Annotated in this window: 20 protein-coding genes and 1 tRNA gene; 20 read left to right on the top strand and 1 reads right to left on the bottom strand. The window is 44.4% G+C overall.

What is annotated here, in order from left to right:
* Positions 1-2: 2 nt before the first annotated feature.
* From ppaX to AB5N96_RS08740, 15 genes are all read left to right on the top strand, one after another.
* On the top strand, positions 3-653 hold the full coding sequence (ppaX, locus tag AB5N96_RS08810) for a pyrophosphatase PpaX (RefSeq protein ID WP_204590968.1): 651 nt from the start codon (positions 3-5) through the stop codon (positions 651-653).
* Positions 650-1,129 (top strand): acyltransferase, encoded by a 480-nt coding sequence (locus AB5N96_RS08805; protein WP_204590967.1) that lies wholly within the window; start codon positions 650-652, stop codon positions 1,127-1,129. The genes ppaX and AB5N96_RS08805 overlap by 4 nt, the downstream gene beginning before the upstream one ends.
* Before the next feature lie 814 nt (positions 1,130-1,943).
* Positions 1,944-3,101, top strand: coding sequence for an ATP phosphoribosyltransferase regulatory subunit (locus AB5N96_RS08800; protein ID WP_499705288.1), 1,158 nt, complete (start codon positions 1,944-1,946; stop codon positions 3,099-3,101).
* Positions 3,101-3,736 (top strand): ATP phosphoribosyltransferase, encoded by a 636-nt coding sequence (gene hisG / locus AB5N96_RS08795; RefSeq protein WP_204590963.1) that lies wholly within the window; start codon positions 3,101-3,103, stop codon positions 3,734-3,736. Before AB5N96_RS08800 ends, hisG begins: the two co-directional genes overlap by 1 nt.
* Positions 3,733-5,010 (top strand): histidinol dehydrogenase, encoded by a 1,278-nt coding sequence (gene hisD / locus AB5N96_RS08790; protein ID WP_499705287.1) that lies wholly within the window; start codon positions 3,733-3,735, stop codon positions 5,008-5,010. The genes hisG and hisD overlap by 4 nt, the downstream gene beginning before the upstream one ends.
* Position 5,011: 1 nt before the next feature.
* Positions 5,012-5,605, top strand: a complete 594-nt coding sequence (hisB, locus tag AB5N96_RS08785; RefSeq protein WP_499705286.1) for an imidazoleglycerol-phosphate dehydratase HisB — start codon at positions 5,012-5,014, stop codon at positions 5,603-5,605.
* A 14-nt stretch (positions 5,606-5,619) separates the two neighbouring features.
* Entirely contained in the window at positions 5,620-6,351 is a 732-nt protein-coding gene (hisA, locus tag AB5N96_RS08780) for a 1-(5-phosphoribosyl)-5-[(5-phosphoribosylamino)methylideneamino]imidazole-4-carboxamide isomerase (RefSeq protein WP_499705285.1), read from the top strand.
* The gene (hisIE, locus tag AB5N96_RS08775; RefSeq protein ID WP_204590958.1) at positions 6,348-6,956 is read left to right on the top strand and encodes a bifunctional phosphoribosyl-AMP cyclohydrolase/phosphoribosyl-ATP diphosphatase HisIE; all 609 of its coding nucleotides are present in this window, start codon (positions 6,348-6,350) and stop codon (positions 6,954-6,956) included. Before hisA ends, hisIE begins: the two co-directional genes overlap by 4 nt.
* A gap of 114 nt (positions 6,957-7,070) precedes the next feature.
* Entirely contained in the window at positions 7,071-8,591 is a 1,521-nt protein-coding gene (locus AB5N96_RS08770; RefSeq protein ID WP_499705284.1) for a tetratricopeptide repeat protein, read from the top strand.
* Positions 8,592-8,672: 81 nt separating this feature from the next.
* Positions 8,673-9,617, top strand: a complete 945-nt coding sequence (gene trxB, locus AB5N96_RS08765; RefSeq protein WP_204590956.1) for a thioredoxin-disulfide reductase — start codon at positions 8,673-8,675, stop codon at positions 9,615-9,617.
* A 202-nt stretch (positions 9,618-9,819) separates the two neighbouring features.
* Complete coding sequence (locus AB5N96_RS08760) at positions 9,820-10,296, top strand: NUDIX domain-containing protein (RefSeq protein WP_392454298.1); 477 nt, start codon at positions 9,820-9,822, stop codon at positions 10,294-10,296.
* Entirely contained in the window at positions 10,296-11,168 is an 873-nt protein-coding gene (rapZ, locus tag AB5N96_RS08755; RefSeq protein WP_204591011.1) for an RNase adapter RapZ, read from the top strand. The genes AB5N96_RS08760 and rapZ overlap by 1 nt, the downstream gene beginning before the upstream one ends.
* A gap of 20 nt (positions 11,169-11,188) precedes the next feature.
* Positions 11,189-12,160, top strand: coding sequence for a gluconeogenesis morphogenetic factor MgfK (gene mgfK / locus AB5N96_RS08750; RefSeq protein WP_499705283.1), 972 nt, complete (start codon positions 11,189-11,191; stop codon positions 12,158-12,160).
* A gap of 33 nt (positions 12,161-12,193) precedes the next feature.
* Positions 12,194-13,135, top strand: coding sequence for a DNA-binding protein WhiA (whiA, locus tag AB5N96_RS08745; protein ID WP_204590950.1), 942 nt, complete (start codon positions 12,194-12,196; stop codon positions 13,133-13,135).
* 19 nt (positions 13,136-13,154) lie between these two features.
* Positions 13,155-13,406 carry an HPr family phosphocarrier protein gene (locus tag AB5N96_RS08740; RefSeq protein ID WP_204590949.1) on the top strand — a complete coding sequence of 84 codons (252 nt, stop codon included), beginning with the start codon at positions 13,155-13,157 and terminating at the stop codon, positions 13,404-13,406.
* 706 nt (positions 13,407-14,112) lie between these two features.
* Here the strand turns inward: AB5N96_RS08740 and AB5N96_RS08735 are convergent.
* Positions 14,113-14,184, bottom strand: a tRNA-Arg gene (locus AB5N96_RS08735).
* A gap of 140 nt (positions 14,185-14,324) precedes the next feature.
* Here AB5N96_RS08735 and clpP point away from each other — a divergent pair.
* From clpP to AB5N96_RS08710, 5 genes are all read left to right on the top strand, one after another.
* Positions 14,325-14,921, top strand: coding sequence for an ATP-dependent Clp endopeptidase proteolytic subunit ClpP (clpP, locus tag AB5N96_RS08730; protein WP_204590947.1), 597 nt, complete (start codon positions 14,325-14,327; stop codon positions 14,919-14,921).
* A gap of 140 nt (positions 14,922-15,061) precedes the next feature.
* Complete coding sequence (locus tag AB5N96_RS08725) at positions 15,062-15,640, top strand: LemA family protein (RefSeq protein WP_499705282.1); 579 nt, start codon at positions 15,062-15,064, stop codon at positions 15,638-15,640.
* Positions 15,637-16,437, top strand: a complete 801-nt coding sequence (locus AB5N96_RS08720; RefSeq protein WP_499705281.1) for a TPM domain-containing protein — start codon at positions 15,637-15,639, stop codon at positions 16,435-16,437. The genes AB5N96_RS08725 and AB5N96_RS08720 overlap by 4 nt, the downstream gene beginning before the upstream one ends.
* Complete coding sequence (locus AB5N96_RS08715; RefSeq protein ID WP_499705280.1) at positions 16,431-16,676, top strand: glutaredoxin family protein; 246 nt, start codon at positions 16,431-16,433, stop codon at positions 16,674-16,676. The genes AB5N96_RS08720 and AB5N96_RS08715 overlap by 7 nt, the downstream gene beginning before the upstream one ends.
* A gap of 153 nt (positions 16,677-16,829) precedes the next feature.
* Positions 16,830-17,858, top strand: a complete 1,029-nt coding sequence (locus tag AB5N96_RS08710) for a sugar-binding transcriptional regulator (protein WP_499705279.1) — start codon at positions 16,830-16,832, stop codon at positions 17,856-17,858.
* Positions 17,859-17,864: the final 6 nt, after the last annotated feature.

Here is a 17,864-nt window from a genome sequence, read left to right as displayed (position 1 = left end):
CTATGTCACACTACAAAGCAGTTTTATTTGATTTAGATGGTACATTGATTGATACAAATGAATTGATCATTCAAACATTCCAAACTGTGTTGGATGAGAAATTTCCAGGGAAATATTCAAGAGAATCCATCCTTCCTTTCTTAGGACCGCCTCTTTATGAGACCTTTACTCAAGTAGACCCAACAAAAGTGGACGACTTGATTGCCGCTTACCGGAAATGGAATGTAGAGAACCACGATTCGATGGTGCAGGCTTTTCCTGGAGTGGTAGATACAGTGAAAGAGCTGCACGCCAGAGGCATCCAGTTAGCGATTGTTTCGACGAAAAGAAACGAAATGATCGAACGCGCTTTGAATCTAATGGCTATCCGTGAGTATTTCTCTGCCGTTATAGGCTTAGATGACGTAAAGAATGCAAAGCCAGATCCAGAACCTGTACAATTGGCACTGTCAAAGCTGAATGTAGCTCCTGAAGTAGCACTGATGGTAGGGGATAACTTCCATGATATTATGGCGGGGCGAGCAGCTGGTGTAGATTCAGTGGCTGTTGCTTGGTCTATCAAGGGATTGGATTATTTACTTGCGTTTGAGCCGAAATTTACACTACATAGTATGGATGAACTTCTTACGATTGTGGATGGCGAAGACAAATGAGAAACACTACGCGTTACCCTGTAACTGAAAGTAACTCGCTTTGGCAGATTTACAAAACGGTTCCTTTAACTAAAGTCATGAAAAACTTCATTGTCATTCAAATGACGCGCTATTCGCCTTCACTGAAGTTGAAGAATTGGCTCTACCGGACATTTTTGAAGATGGAAGTTGGGGAACAGTCAGCTTTTGCCCTGATGGTCATGGTCGACGTCATGTTCCCAGAGAAAATTAAAGTCGGACGGAACTCAATAATCGGCTACAACACAACCATTCTTGCCCATGAATATTTGATTGATGAATACCGTCTCGGAGATGTCATCATTGGTGACAATGTCTTAATTGGCGCAAATACGACCATCCTACCTGGTGTCACAATCGGGGACGGTGCCACAGTCTCAGCGGCAACTTTGGTCCACAAAGATGTTCCTGCTGGAGCGTTCGTCGGTGGAAACCCAATGCAAATCATACGCAACTAACTCAACCTGGTCCAAGAGTGGGCCGGGTTTTCTTTTATACTTTTTTGTGGGTGCCTGTCACCATTTGGAAACCACTCCCATATGGTGCCTGTCACAATTTACCGAATTATACCTGGAAATCCTTCCACCCAGGTCGTCATTTCCTGGGAGGATTTCCCCGAGCCTCCCCACGTAAGATGAAAGAAGAGCACTTTCATCTTCGTTGCCGGGTCTCGGGAAAACCCTGATGGCCCGGGAAATGACGACCTGGCTTCCAGGATTTGTTGCCACTAAACAGTCAACCATTGTAATTTCAATGAAACATAAACAGGCAGTTGAGTACCCCTATTTTATTGGGTTTCTGTCAACGCGTATCTCACGATGTATCAGAATTTTCTAGAGCAGCGTTCTCCATATCTAAAACTAAAGTTGAGTGGAATGAAGGGGTTGACTCCAGTGGGATCAAAGTCTGTCGTGAGATCCCGCAGGAGCCTGCGACGAGGAAGCTCACGCAGCGCCCACGGAAAGCAACCCCGTAATGGAACTCAACGTCTAAAATTGCACAATTTCTGAACAGTCGGCTCCACATCTAATTGGAATCGAGTTGCGAACGCCAGAAACACGCTCCGGAATCAGCCGCACCCACAAAGGCTGAAAAACGCCTTCATGGGTACGTCTAATTTCCTCGGAGTTTCTAGAGTGGCGTTCTCCACATCTAATAGATAAAGGAAAAGCCCCAACAGTTGACGAATACTATAGCATACCGTACACTAAATAAATAATTCATTTCTCTACTACTCTAGCATACTAAAGTGTTTAAAGTGAGGCGATCTAGATGTCAATCATACAACCGTTCGAAAAACCGCTTGGCATGCGGGACACACTTCCAAAACTCTACACACACCACCAAACCCTTCGCACAAAAGCGATGTCCTATATAACCAAAAACGGCTATGAGTTTATTCAAACGCCGTCACTGGAATACTTCGAAACTATCGGGAAAATCAGTGCTCTCGATGAAGCAGCCCTTTTTAAACTCGTAGATAACCAAGGGGAGATGCTCGTTCTTCGACCAGACCTCACAACACCAATCGCACGAGTAGCAGCTGCGAAACTGTTGAAAGAAAAAAACCCATTGCGACTCGCTTACAATTCGACAGTGTTCCGTGCGCAACAACGAGAGGGCGGACGTCCAGCCGAATTTGAACAATTAGGACTTGAGCTTTTAGGGGATACATCGGCACTCGCGGACAGCGAGATCTTGCGGCTAGCCGCAGGGTTACTGCGTGAACTGGGTCTTGAAGACTTCACCATTACGATTGGCCATGCTGGGCTCATCAATCAAGCACTTGAGACATTGATTCCATCAGCTGAAGAGCAACAGCGTGTTCGAGAATTTTTAGTGGAAAAAAACTTTGTCAGCATCGACCGCTGGGCTGCAGATTATAAAGAGTCAAATACATTTTATGCGTTTTTCCAAGAGGCGATCGGGGGTACTTCTTTAAAAGACCTACTCCAAGCCTTCCCTGAACTTGCGACAAATGAGACGAAACAATTCGTATCGGTCATCGAAACGATTGAAACACTGTCGGAATTAAAAAATGTGTTTCAAGTGGATCCGTTAGTCGTCAGTCACATGCACTACTACACAGGAATGGTTTTCGAGGTGTACGGTGCAGGCAGTGGCTTCCCGTTAGGAAATGGTGGACGCTATGATGATTTATTGAAGCAATTTGGAACAGAAGTGGGTGCGACTGGATTTAGTATTCGTATCGACCACCTTCTTGAAATCTTGCCAACGTCAACTGAACCCGTAACTCGTCGCTTACTGTATACGACTCAAAGCATGTACGCAAAAGCGCTCGACCTGGCTGCAGAGTATAAGCAACAAGGAGAATTTGTAACGATTCAATTAAAACAAGCCGTCCAAGACACAGAGAGTTTTGAGAAGAACTTTGATCAAGTGACGGATTTGACAGAAGGTGAACTGTAATGGACTTTTTAACAATTGCGATGCCAAAAGGCCGTATATTTGAAGAGGCACTGGAACTTCTTGCAGCAGCGGGCTATCAACTTCCTGAAGAGATGGAAGACTCCCGTAAACTGATTGTGGAAGTGCCGGAAGAAAAACTACGGTTTATTTTAGCGAAACCGATGGACGTTCCCGTCTATGTGGAACACGGTGTTGCGGATCTTGGGGTGGCAGGAAAAGATGTGCTCCTTGAGCAACAACGAAGTGTCATGGAGCTTGTAGACTTAAAAATCAGCTACTGTTACATGGCAACAGCAGGCCTTCCAGATACGAAGATGAATGATGTGGCACCACGTGTTGCAACGAAATATCCATCGATTGCGACTTCGTTTTACAAAGAAAAAGGAGAGCAAGTCGAAATCATTGAACTGAATGGATCGATTGAGCTTGCGCCGATGATTGGACTTGCAGATCGCATTGTCGATATCGTATCGACAGGGCGAACATTAAAAGAAAACGGACTTGTAGAATACGAAAAAATTGTCGATATCACATCTCGACTCATTGCAAATCCGGTCAGCTACCGCATCAAACAACAGCGTATTCGAGAAATGGCGAAACGACTTCGAGAAGCAGTGGAGGCGGAAGTGGAATGAAAAAAGTAAACTGGTCTCAAGAGGTTTCTATTCAGCGCTCAGTTGATCAAGGGTCAGAAGCAGACCGCCAAATTGTGCAAGACATCATTGAACAAGTCAAACTGTCTGGTGATAAAGCGCTTTTCGAGTTCACATTAAAATGGGACAAAGCAAAACTCAACACATTACGCGTTACTCAAGAGGAAATTCAACAAGCACTTGCTGACATTGACCCAGAACTCAAGCAAGACCTTGAAGAAGCAGCAGACAATATCCGTCGCTTCCATACGCTTCAATTGCGTGAAGATATCGTCCATCCATTAGATGCGGAAAGTTATCTTGCCTACCGCTTTTTGCCAATGGACGCAGCGGGGCTATACGTACCAGGTGGAACAGCAGCTTATCCGTCTTCTGTTCTGATGAACGCAATTCCAGCGAAAGTCGCAGGTGTCAAAAAGCTTGTTATCACGACACCACCTTCTGCAGACGGAACAATTCCTACTGGAGTGCTTGTGGCAGCGGCTATTGCAGGTGTCGATGAAATTTACAAAGTCGGTGGCGCACAAGCCATTGCAGCTTTAGCATACGGAACGGAATCGATTCCGAAAGTCGACAAAATCACAGGGCCAGGGAACCGCTTCGTAGCGCTCGCAAAACGTGAAGTGTTCGGCACTGTGTCCATCGACAGTATCGCAGGTCCGAGTGAAGTGGCCGTGCTCGCAGATGAGACAGCGTTTGCAGCAGATGTCGCAGCGGACCTTCTCGCTCAAGCGGAACACGACCCGTTAGCATGCTCAATTCTCATCACAACAAGTGACAAACTAGCAGACGAAGTAGCAGTGGAAGTTGAACGCCAACTGCAAACACTTCCGCGTGAAGAAATCGCTAGGGCTTCGATTGAAGCGTATGGAACGAGCTATGTTGTCGAGTCGATGGATCAAGCCATTGCTGCAGTGAATCAGCTAGCACCGGAACATTTAGAAATCATGACACGTAACGCTGAAGAAGTGAGCAAGCAGATTCGACATGCCGGAGCCATTTTCATCGGTCGCTATTCATCTGAACCGATTGGGGATTATTTTGCAGGGACGAATCACGTGCTTCCGACAAACAGCACAGCTCGTTTTTCAAGTGGCCTAAGTGTAGAAGATTTCCAAAAAAAGATGAGTGTTATTTATTATTCAAAAGAGCTATGGCAAGAAAACTACCCAAAAGTAGCCCGTTTAGCTCGCATGGAACAGTTAGAGGGACATGCGCGCGCTGTTGAAATACGAAGAGACCTGGAGGACAACTAACATGACGACACGTAAAGCACAAAAAGAGCGAAAGACGAGCGAGACGTATGTAAACGTAGAACTAGCAATCGATGGGACAGGACAATCGACAATTGATACGGGTGTTGGCTTTTTAGATCATATGCTCGACCTGTTTGTTCGCCATGGGTTGTTTGATGGGAAAATTACTGCGAAAGGTGATACGCATATCGATGATCACCACACGACAGAAGATGTCGCAATCGTACTCGGGCAAGTCATTCTAGAAGCACTGGGTGATAAAAAAGGAATCAAGCGCTACGGCAGTGCCTTTATCCCGATGGATGACGCTTTAGCGCAAGTGGTGGTTGATGTGTCGAACCGCCCTCACTTAGAGTTCCGAGCAGAGTTCCCAAAAGAAAAAGTCGGCACGTTCGACGTCGAGCTCGTGCATGAATTCTTATGGAAGTTTGCATTAGAATCACGAATGAACGTCCATGTCATCGTGCATTACGGACACAATACGCACCACATGATTGAAGCGATTTTCAAAGGATTGGCACGAGCGTTAGATGAAGCGACACAAATCGATCCACGTGTAACAGGAGTTCCTTCTACAAAGGGCTCTCTATCGTAAGGAGGAAGTCAACAATGGTTCAACTATATCCGGCTATCGACATGAAAGATGGCAAATGTGTGCGTCTTTACCAAGGCGATTATGATCAACAGACTATATATGGAGACTCTCCGTTTGAAATGGCGAAATCATTTGTAGAGCAAGGTGCTGATTGGATTCACTTAGTGGATCTTGACGGAGCAAAAGACGGCACAAAACCTCATGCAGATGAAGTTGTGAAAATCAAACAAGAGCTAGGGATTTCTGTTCAAATCGGTGGAGGGATTCGATCTCTTGAAGATGCAGCATTCTATTTAGACAAGGGCATTGACCGCGTAATCATCGGAAGCCTTACAGTGAAAGAGCCTGAACTTGTCGAAGAGATGCTTTCGAAATTTGGTGGTGACCGTATCGTGCTTGGGCTCGATGCTAAAGATGGTTTCGTCGCAACTCACGGTTGGTTAGAAACATCTGAGCTGACAGCTGTGGAAGTGGGGAACCGATTTGCAAAAGCGGGAGCAAAACATATCGTCTTCACTGATATTGCGATGGACGGTACACTCGCAGGACCTAACTTAGGAGCGACCAAAACACTCGCAAATGAGACAGGATTGAACGTCATCGTGTCAGGTGGCATTAGTTCACTTGATGATATTCGTGCTGTGAAAGCAGCGGCAAAAGAGTCGACGATTGCAGGCGTCATTGTCGGAAAAGCAATTTACAGTGGACGATTCACAGTTGCACAAGCAAAGGAAGTGGTACAATGAACCTTCGATTTGACGAAAACGGACTGATTCCAGTTGTCCTCCAACATGCAAAAACAAAAGAAGTACTGACCCTTGCGTACATGAACGAGGAATCGTACAACAAAACCCTTGAAACAAAAGAGACTTGGCTCTACAGCAGAAGCCGCCAAGAGCTGTGGCACAAAGGAGCTACCTCCGGAAACACGCAGCGCGTCGTCTCTATCTCAGCAGATTGTGATCAAGACGCTCTTGTTGTAGCCGTACTTCCAAATGGTCCAGCGTGTCATACCGGTGCAGACAGCTGCTTCTTTGAACCGGTACTTGAAGGTGACGCTGGTCCTTCTGTCCAAGCGATTGCTGCACTGGAAGAAGTCATCAAAGATCGCTACGCATCTCGACCAGAAGGCGCCTACACGACCTATCTGTTTGAAAAAGGCGTCGACAAGATTGGGAAGAAAATTGGAGAAGAAGCGACAGAAGTAGTCATCGCTGCAAAAAACAATGATGCAGAAGAACTTTCTATGGAAGCTGCTGACCTGATCTATCACTTACTTGTCATGCTACAAAACCAGCATGTACCATTTGATGAAGTGTTGAAAATCCTTGAACAGCGTGCTGCGAAGTAGTGAAATCAAGAGTGCGAAAAACTTTCCACATTATGCTATACTGAAGAATAAACGTAACAGGAACGTGATTGCCGCGTTCCTGTTCTTTCATGATGAAAACCTTGGAGGACACTCTTGAAAAAATCACGTAAATCACAACCAGAAAATGTTGTCAGTTTTATCCCGACAGGTGAATATTACTATCAAAAAGCCCTTGGTGAATTGAAGAAGGAACAATTTGCAAAGGCTCAAAAATATTTGAAACGCGCAGTAGAGTTAAGTCCAGAAGACCCGATGATTTTGATGCAGTATGGCATCTTACTCATGGAGGCTGAAAGTTTCGATGAAGCACAGGACTATCTCTATACAGCGCATACCTTAGACCCGAACGATTCCGATATCGTGTTCTTTTTAGCTGAAATCCATGCGCATCTTGGCATGTTTGCAGAAGCGAACCGCTACGCAACCAACTATATTCAAATGGAAGACGACGGAGTCTACTTAGAAGAAGCACTTGAGATTTTGGATTTCACGGAAGTCGAAGGTGGGATGGATCTATCAGAAGATGGCCCTTCTTCCGACGTGGTCTTCCTGCAAGAAAAAGCGCGTAAGATGATGGAGCGTGGTCGGTTTGAAGAAGCCGTTGTGCTACTTGAAACAATTGTCGCAGAAAATGATACGTTCTGGCCGGCATTTAATAACTTAGCGCTTGCGTATTTCTATATCGGTGAAGAAGAACAAGCAACAGCACTACTCCACGAAGTATTGCGAGTCGATCAAGGAAACTTGCACGCACTTTGTAACTTGGCCGTTCTTGCCCACTACAAACAATCGTATAAAGAATTAAAAGAAGTACTTGCTGTTCTCGAAAAGATTAAGCCGATTGCAATCGACCAGCGGTTCAAACTAGGGGCGACATTTGCGCTTCTTGGGAAACATGAAGAAGGCTATCGCATTTTACGCCAGCTCCAGAAGATTGGGTTTGGTGAAGACCCGAGCTTTTACTTTTGGCTCGCTCATTCTGCGTATTTTTCAGGGCGCAAAGACCGCGCGCATCAAGCGTGGTTAGAATTGATTCGACTTGATCCAACAAAAGAAGGTTTTGAGCCATGGAAGGTGCAGGAAGAAGAAGACCCTTCTGGGGTAGAAAATGAGTATGACTTTTTAATCGGAAAATTACAAAGTGACTCTGCTCCCTCTCGAGCTGTTGCCCTTTATTTAATGGGGAAATCTGTGCATCTGCATACGATTGTGGCGCATCCAAAACTGATTGATGTAACGAAGCTCTCGGCATTCGAAAAATTAATCGTTGGCTATTCGCTGAATCATGAATTCTCGATGAAAGTTCCTGCTGAAAAATCCTTTGTCCAAGCGATGAAAGTCGCAGATTTGTTTTATCAGCACCACAGTCCATTGACCTACCAACATGCCTACATGTATGAAATGTGGTTTGTTATGATGGAACGCGGGTTGCAACAGGGCTATACGTTTAAAAATACAAAAGCACTGGCGGCAGCTACAGCTTATATGTATGCGTCTTCTCGCTCGAAAGACGCAACGAAAAAGCAATTTGCCGAGCATTATGAGGTGTCTGTGCCGACGCTTACGAAATATGTGAACGAGCTAATGGCATTCTTTCCTTTTTACGACGCTTAATGGGCAGAAATGTTGAATGCTACTGTCAAATCAAGTAGATTGAGATAAGGATAGAATTACTTACATGTAGGAGGAACAATCATGTCAGAAATCACGAACAATTATGACGTTATTATTATCGGTGCCGGTCCTGCTGGGATGACAGCCGCTGTATATACATCACGTGCCAACCTATCGACGCTAATGTTAGAGCGCGGTATTCCAGGTGGGCAAATGGCTAACACTGAAGAAGTAGAAAACTACCCAGGTTTTGAGACGATCCTCGGCCCTGAACTTTCGACAAAAATGTTTGATCACGCTAAGAAATTTGGTGCGCAATACGCGTATGGGGATGTCGAAAGCATCATTGATGAAGGAGATACGAAACTTGTGAAAGCCGGTGGGAAAGAATACCGTGCAAAGGCAGTTATCATTTCTTCCGGTGCTGAATACAAAAAAATGGGCATTCCAGGAGAAAACGAACTAGGTGGCCGTGGAGTCAGCTATTGTGCAGTATGTGACGGGGCTTTCTTCAAAGGGAAAGAACTAGTGGTAGTCGGCGGCGGAGATTCTGCCGTAGAAGAAGGCGTATTCTTAACACGCTTTGCTGACAAAGTGACAATTGTTCACCGTCGTGATCAATTACGCGCACAAAAAATTCTTCAAGACCGCGCATTTGCAAATGACAAAGTAAACTTCATCTGGAACACAACAGTCAAAGAAATCAATGAGGAAAATGGAAAAGTAGGCTCTGTGACACTCGTGTCTACAGAAAGTGCAGAAGAAACCGAGTTCAAAGCAGATGGTATTTTCATCTACATCGGAATGCTGCCACTTACAAAACCATTTGAAAACTTAGGTATCTTGAATACCCAGGGCTACATCGTAACGGACGAAAAAATGCAAACGAAAATTCCAGGAATCTTTGCTGCTGGAGATGTTCGTGAAAAGATGCTACGTCAAATCGTTACAGCTACTGGTGACGGTTCGATTGCTGCACAATCTGCTCAACACTATATTGAGAAATTAGAAGATCAATTATCTTAATCATTTCTTAATACTGCTGTAATCAGAATGCAACAATAGTCGTGTATACTAAGAACTATAAATTGACCCCCTTTTTATATAGGTTTTCTTTGATAGGCTGTTTCCTCGCTTTATAAGTCGAGGGGGCAGCCTCTTTTTTTATGTAGAGATTCGAAATTATAGTATACTAATAAGATAGTATAGAAAAAGATGGAGAGAGCCGATGCAGCGTATTGTAAATCTACTTGTCATCAAAGATGGCAAAGTACTTCTATTAAAAAAACCTCGACGAAACTGGTATGTCGCTCCGGGCGGAAAAACGGATCATGGAGAGTCTGTTTTTGAAGCAGGCATTCGCGAATTTACCGAAGAAACCGGTACAACGCCAGTAAATCCTCATATTAAAGGTCTATACACCATGTTGATCAAAGATGGAGAGACCGTCATCTCGGAATGGCTTTTATCGACTCTTGTCGCATTTGATTTGGACGGAGTTCCGTATAAAGAAAACCATGAAGGTGTTTTAGAATGGCATCCCGTTGAAGCGCTTCAAACGCTACCAATGGCTGAAGGTGACCGGATGAATCTTGTGTTTGCTGCTACGCAACCAGGAATCCAATACGGGACATTCACCTATACAGAAGATTTTGAATTGCTGGATCATCGATTACAAACATCTCAGGAGGTGCATCCGTCATGATGGAAGAAACACCACAACCATCAACAGATATCGTCATCATCACAGGTATGTCAGGGGCAGGGAAATCTGTCGCGATTCAAAGCTTCGAAGATATGGGGTATTACTGTATCGATAATTTACCACCAGACCTTTTATCAACATTTGTAGATTTGCTTGTGGATTCAGATAAACAATTGACTAAAATCGCACTTGTAATGGATGTTCGTGGCGGTGAAGTGTTTGGTCCAATTTCGCAAACACTCAACCATTTGCAGGAAAGCCGCAATATCAGCCCGCGTATTTTATTTTTAGAGGCGGATAACCAAACTCTGGTAAGCCGTTACAAAGAATCAAGACGATCACATCCTCTTGCAAAATTGGGTCTTCCTCTTGAAGGGATTAATAAAGAACGGTTGATGCTTGAAGAATTAAAGGGTCGAGCTCAACACATCATTGATACATCAAATTTGAAACCAAAAGAATTGCGCGCTGAGATTGAGCGGACATTTTCAAATGAAGCCCACTCACCGTTCATCATCAACGTGATGTCTTTCGGATTCAAACACGGAATGCCGATTGATGCGGACTTAGTGTTCGATGTGCGTTTCTTACCGAATCCATTTTATATTGAAGAGCTCCGTCCGATGTCAGGGCGTGATCACGAAGTATCCAGCTACGTCATGAAGTGGTCGGAAACAAAAAAGCTCGTTGAGAAGTTGACGGATCTATTTGAATTTATGATTCCGCATTACAAGCGTGAAGGAAAAAGTCAGCTAGTCATTGCTTTTGGTTGTACAGGTGGCCAGCACCGTTCTGTCACGTTAGCCGAATACTTCGGAGACTATTTGAAAAAAGAAGCACCAACAGTAATCAAACATCGAGACGTAAAATAATTGAGAAGGAGGGCCATTCGTTGCCGAAGCCAACTGAACGCATCAAAGTCGTCGTCCTCGGCGGCGGAACAGGTCTATCCACCTTACTACGTGGATTAAAAAAATTGCCTGTCGACATCACAGCAATCGTTACAGTTGCAGATGACGGCGGAAGCTCGGGCAGACTTCGTGAAGATTATGACATTCCACCTCCAGGAGATGTGCGTAATGTCATTGCTGCTCTTTCGGATGTTGAGCCGCTCGTAGAGGCGATGTTCCAGTACCGGTTCAATCACTCCAAAGATTTAGAAGGCCATGCACTTGGTAATTTGATGCTTGCCGCTTTAACCGATATTACAGGAGACTTTGGGAATGCAGTGAGTGAGATGAGTCGCGTCTTAAATATTAACGGCAAAGTTTTACCAGCTGCCAATCAAGTCGTGACACTCCATGCCGTCTATGAAGATGGTTCCATTGTGACAGGTGAATCCAAAATACCGCTTGTAGATAAGCCCATTCGAAGTGTGATGATCACACCAGAAGATGTAGAGCCCCTTCCCGAAGCCGTTCAAGCGATTCGTAAAGCGGACCTGATTGTCATTGGACCGGGTTCCTTATATACAAGTATTTTACCGAATTTGCTAGTAACTGAAATTCAACAAGAAATTCGAAATTCGAAAGCCTTACGCGTCTATATGTGTAATTTGATGACGCAAGCAGGTGAGACAGAAAAGTACAAAGCTTCTCATCACCTGCAAGCAATTATAAATCACACAGGACCCGGACTGATTGATGTTGTGCTTGCTTCAGATATCGATGTACCTGACCGTGTTATAACTTCGTATTCAGAAGAACATGCGGCACCTGTTGTCGTAGATGTTGAAAAGATACGGTCGCTCGGTGTAAACGTTATCAAACGAGACATCGCAATCGTCCGTGACGGCAGTGTTCGCCATAATGCTGAAAAAGTAGCGCTTTGGCTAGTTTATGAAGCGCTTAACTATAGAAAGTGAGATGACAATTTCCGAAGAAAGGGGGAAATGATTTTGTCATTTGCATCCGAAACAAAGAAAGAAATGACCCAATCTGAAGTTGATGCCTGTTGTGCACGGTCCGAACTATCTGCGATTATTCGCATGAACGGGACACTCGGATTTAGCAATAAAAATTTGAGTTTGGATATTCAAACTGAAAATGCAGCGATTGCTCGTCGCATTTATACGTTGATCAAAAAAGTCTACAACTTAAAAGTAGAACTTCTTGTCCGTAAGAAGATGAAGCTCAAAAAGAACAATGTCTACATCACACGTATCCGAGAGGGCACGCGTGAGATACTCGGAGATCTGCACATTATGAATGATGGCTATGAGTTTTCAAACGAAATTCATGCAGACTTGATTAAAAACGAGTGTTGTAAGCGTTCCTATCTTCGCGGCGCTTTTCTAGCGGGTGGTTCTGTCAACAATCCAGAGACTTCGTCGTACCATTTAGAAATCTACACATTGTACAAAGAACACAGTGATGCACTTGTGCAATTGATGAATGGCTATGAGTTGAACGCAAAAACAATTGAACGTAAAAAAGGATTTGTGGCATACTTAAAAGAAGCAGAGAAAATTGCAGATTTTTTGAGTTTGGTAGGAGCACATCAAGCTCTGCTCAAATTTGAGGATGTCCGAATTATTCGCGATATGCGCAATAGTGTCAATCGCTTGGTCAATTGTGAGACCGCCAACTTAAATAAAACAATTGGCGCAGCGCTTCGCCAAGTTGAAAATATCCGATTTATTGAAAACGCTATCGGTTTAGACCAACTTCCAGATAAGTTGCGTGAGATCGCACGACTCCGTGTCGAGTATCAAGATGTCACGTTAAAAGAACTCGGGGAAATGGTGTCTACCGGGAATGTAAGTAAATCAGGTGTGAATCATCGATTGCGCAAATTAGATGACATCGCTGACGCTTTGCGTCGTGGCGAATCGATATAATAGAGAGGAATTGGTTGCGATGGAAAAGACGATGGATGTAGGATTATCAAATGGCTTACAAGCTCGCCAAGCAGCTCTTTTTGTTCAAGAGGCAAACCGCTTTGCAAGTGAGATCTTCCTTGAAAAAGACGGCAAGAAAGTCAATGCAAAAAGCATCATGGGTATCATGAGTCTAGCTGTGGGGCGCGGGGAAGAAGTCGTGCTATATGCAGAGGGTTCTGATAAAGAAGCTGCGATTGATACATTATCGAAATTTATAACTGAAGAGTAAACTGCAAGCATCCGATGAACTGCGGATGCTTTTTTCTATGAAAGGAAATCCCTCCACCCAGATCGCCATTTCCTGGGTGAGTTTCACCGAGCCTCCCCACGTAAGATGAAAGAAGAGCACTTTCATCTTCGTTGCCGGGTCTCGGAAAAACTCAGATAGCCCGGGAAATGACGACCTGGCCTCCGGGATTTCTAGCTACCAGGGCAGGGTGAGGGGAGAGTGACAGGCACCAAATGGAAACTACTGGTAAATGATGACAGGCACCGAGAATACTCTTGTCGATTGTAAGAGTCATAAGATCTTACTAGTAAGGAACTTAAGATATTAGGTTTGGGTTTTGAAATGGTTTCCATAATATGACTTCGGTTGAACAAATCTGATTTCGGTACAATAAATGTTCATTTCGGTAGAAGAAATTAAGATTTCGGTAGAACAAATCCCCAACTCATCCGATGAACGGTCGCTCAGGGCAGGGTGACAGGCACCAAATAGGGGGGTGATAGGGGGGTGACAGGGGGGTGACAGGCACTAAATGGAAACCACTGGTAAATGGTGACAGGCACCGAGAATGAGAAGCCATCGCGGCCTATGAAGCAAAGAGCGCTTCACAGTCCACGCTGTCTTCTCGCACAATTTCTGAACAGTCGGCTCCACATCTAAAACATAAAAAAACACCCGAAAGCCTAAGCTATCAGGTGTCCATATACGCCCCCGGAGAGAATCGAACTCCCATCTCAAGAACCGGAATCTTACGTCATATCCATTAAACTACGGGGGCAAGCGACTTTATTATTATAGCTTTCTGTACTGCAAAAGACAACTGCAAAAAAAGCAGTGCATCAGATTTGACCTTTCTTGACCTTCATGTGTATCATAAACATACAGCTAGTTATTCATAAAAAATCGGAGGTATGACTGATGAACTTAATTCCAACAGTTATTGAACAAACAAACCGTGGGGAACGCGCCTACGATATTTACTCTCGTCTTTTAAAAGACCGCATCATCATGCTAGGTAGCGGAATCGACGACAACGTTGCGAACTCAATCGTCGCGCAACTATTATTCCTAGAAGCAGAAGATCCAGAAAAAGATATCTCAATTTATATCAATAGCCCAGGCGGAAGTATTACGGCTGGTATGGCAATTTACGACACAATGCAGTTCATCAAACCAGACGTACAGACAATCTGTATCGGTATGGCAGCTTCTATGGGAGCATTCCTACTTGCAGCTGGTACAAAAGGAAAACGCTACGCTCTTCCAAATGCAGAAGTAATGATTCACCAACCACTTGGTGGCGCACAAGGGCAAGCGACGGAAATCGAGATTGCTGCAAAACGCATCTTGTTCTTACGTGAAAAATTGAACCAGATTCTTGCAGATCGTACGGGTCAACCGATCGATGTCATCGCAAAAGACACAGATCGCGATAACTTCATGACTGCTGAACGTGCAAAAGAATACGGTCTTGTGGATCACATCATTGACCGCAGCGACAGCAAAAAAGACTAATTGTCATCAAACACCGCCACTTGCGCGGTGTTTTTTCTATTTACTGAAACGAACTCGCGAGTTGTTCGTATAAAAAGAGAAGGTTTGATTTCTCATGAAAACAGGGGAAACTACAAACAGATAACGAAAGGTGGATTCTTATGAAAAAAATGCTGATTCCCGTCATCATTATTATTGGATTTTTTGTAGTCCTAGCAGCACTCTTAATTCCAAGTTACAACGGGTTTGTTGACTCGAATGAAAACGTCAACCAGTCCTATGCACAAGTGGAGACACAACTTCAAAGACGTGTAGACTTAATTCCGAACTTAGTAGAAACGGTCAAAGGTTTCGCTGATCAAGAGCGCGAAATCCTTACAGAAATTGCGGATGCTCGTGCACGTCTTGCAGGAGCAGACTCTCCAAATGAACAAGCAGAAGCAGATAGCGAATTAGCAGGTGCGCTTTCACGATTACTCGTGATTGTTGAAAACTACCCAGATTTAAAATCAGATGCAAACTTCCGTCAACTGATGGATGAACTGGCAGGAACGGAGAATCGTCTTTCTGTAGCACGTCAAGATTATAATGAATCTGTATCTCAACACAATCGCAAAGTAAATCGTATGCCTGGTGCATTACTGGCAGGAGTCTTCGGATTTGATGAGCGTGAATATTTTGAAGCCGAAGATGGTGCGGAAGAAGCACCAGAAGTCGACTTTGGAAGTGATGGTGAGTGAGGAAGAAACTACTCGTAACTGTACTAGCATTTCTAGTTCTACTTCCTTCAATGGCTGTGCTAGCAGATGTTCCAGATCCCATTCCAGGGAAGTCCTATGTACATGATTTCTATGATGTGATTCCAGAAGACTTGGAGCGCCATATTGAACGACTTGGACTTGATCTCGATCAAGGTACGGGAGCACAAGTGGTTGTCGTCACAGTAGAATCATTAGAAGGACAGGATGAAAATAGCTATGCGGTCGAATTGATTCGCGAATGGGGAATTGGAAGTCCGGAAGAAAACAACGGGCTCGTCTTCTTACTTGAAATGAATCCTACGAAAGTTGGGGACCGCGCAGTTTACATCGGTGTCGGTCAAGGGCTTGAAGGACGTCTTCCTGACGGGAAGATTGGACGTATTTTAGATGAATACACACTACCTTTTCTAGAGGCTGGTGATATCGAAGGTGCTGTCCAATCCACCTATGAACTTTTATATGAAGAAGTGGCAGCTGAATACAATTACACGGGAGAATCTGTTGCCCCTCCGCGTCCTTCATCAAACGAAGGAGGCATCTCTCCGTTCACTATTATTATGATTGTTGTGATCTTTTATATCATTGTGACGATCTTTAGTAACAATGGCATTGGTGGCGGAAGAGGAGGTCCTCGAGGTCGCGGTGGCCGAGGAGGCCCGTTCATCTTTGGTCCTGGCATGGGAAGCGGTAAATCTTCCGGCGGTGGTTTCAGTGGAGGTTTTGGTGGCTTCGGCGGAGGCAGCTCTGGAGGAGGAGGTGCAGGTCGAAGTTGGTAAAAAAAATTACTTTCTACACACGGAATCAATGTCCGTTATGTGTCGAAGGTCGGGCTATGCTAGACATGGTGGCAGAAGATCTTCCGATACGAATAGAAGAAATTGATATCGAACAAAATGATGAAGCCCATGAAAAATACATGATTATGATTCCTGTAGTGGAATACAATGGGGAAGTCATCCAGTACGGAAACTTAGATTACGCAACACTTTACGAAGCATTGGACGATTCCGTCTGATGCTTTTTTTGATAGTAAAAGTGTTTGGGATTGATAATTTTCGGGTAATCTAGTACTATGAATGAGCAGGAATTATTTTTTTGCCCAGGTGGGAACGAAAAGTGAACATCGGGACAAAAATGTTCCCATAAAGATAGAGCAGGAGGTGTCGATTTGGATATTCTTAAGGCCCAGCTTGAGCTGATGCCCGAATGGAAAGACATGCTTCAACAGCGCTATCAAATTCTCTATACAATCGCTTTATCAAAAGGGATTGGCAGGCGTACGCTTGCTGAAGCTCTTCAACTTTCGGAACGTGAAGTTCGAAAAGAATTTGATCTACTTCGAGCGCAAGGGTTAATCCTTGTATCGCGAGAAGGGGCGGAGGTCACTCCACCAGGTCAACAACTTCTAGTTGAACTAAAATCCCTTGTGGATGAATGGTCGGGAAGACATGAAAAAGAGACCACCCTTAAACGATTTCTTGGGATTGAAGAAGTTCATATCGTTGCTGGAAACAGCGATGACTCTGAACAGGCTCAACTGCTTCTTGCAGATGAAGCCGCCAAATGGATTTTTGCAAACTTGAAACCGCGTATGATTACAGCGGTGACCGGTGGAACGACCATTGCAAAAATTGCCGACCATCTTCCACAATCATCAAAGATTGAGCAGTTGCAATTCGTTGCAGCGCGCGGAGGAATCGGAAAGGATGTACAGCTGCAAGCGAACACAATCGCTGCACTGTTTGCAGAGAAACTGAATGGTTCGTATAAAACTTTATACATTCCGGACAGACTAAGTGAATCTGCTTACGAAGCCATGACCCAAGAGCCTTTCGTTCAAGAAATGATGGCCTTGTATGAACAAATGTCAATCCTTGTTCATGGCATTGGTGACGCAACGGAAATGGCACGCCGCAGAAGTTCGAGCTCAGAAGAATTGAAGCTTTTGAAAGAACAGCAGGCTGTCAGTGAAGCATTTGGTTATTATTTCAATGCACGTGGTGAAGTCGTTCACCGCATTCGCACGATTGGAGTTCAACTCGAGCAACTCGAACAGACACCGCATATCGTTGCTGTAGCAGGTGGCGCACAAAAAGCACATGCACTTGACTCATATTTTCAACAGGCACCCAAACAGACTGTATTGATTACAGACGAAGGGGCTGCCGATCAACTTATAAAAGAACATACATTATAGGAGGAA

It is taken from the genome of Chryseomicrobium imtechense, from assembly GCF_041475995.1.
In the GTDB taxonomy this organism is placed as follows: Bacteria; Bacillota; Bacilli; order Bacillales_A; family Planococcaceae; genus Chryseomicrobium; species Chryseomicrobium aureum.
The sequence above is the reverse complement of the archived record's forward strand: the minus strand, read 5'-3'. Positions and strand labels throughout refer to the sequence as shown.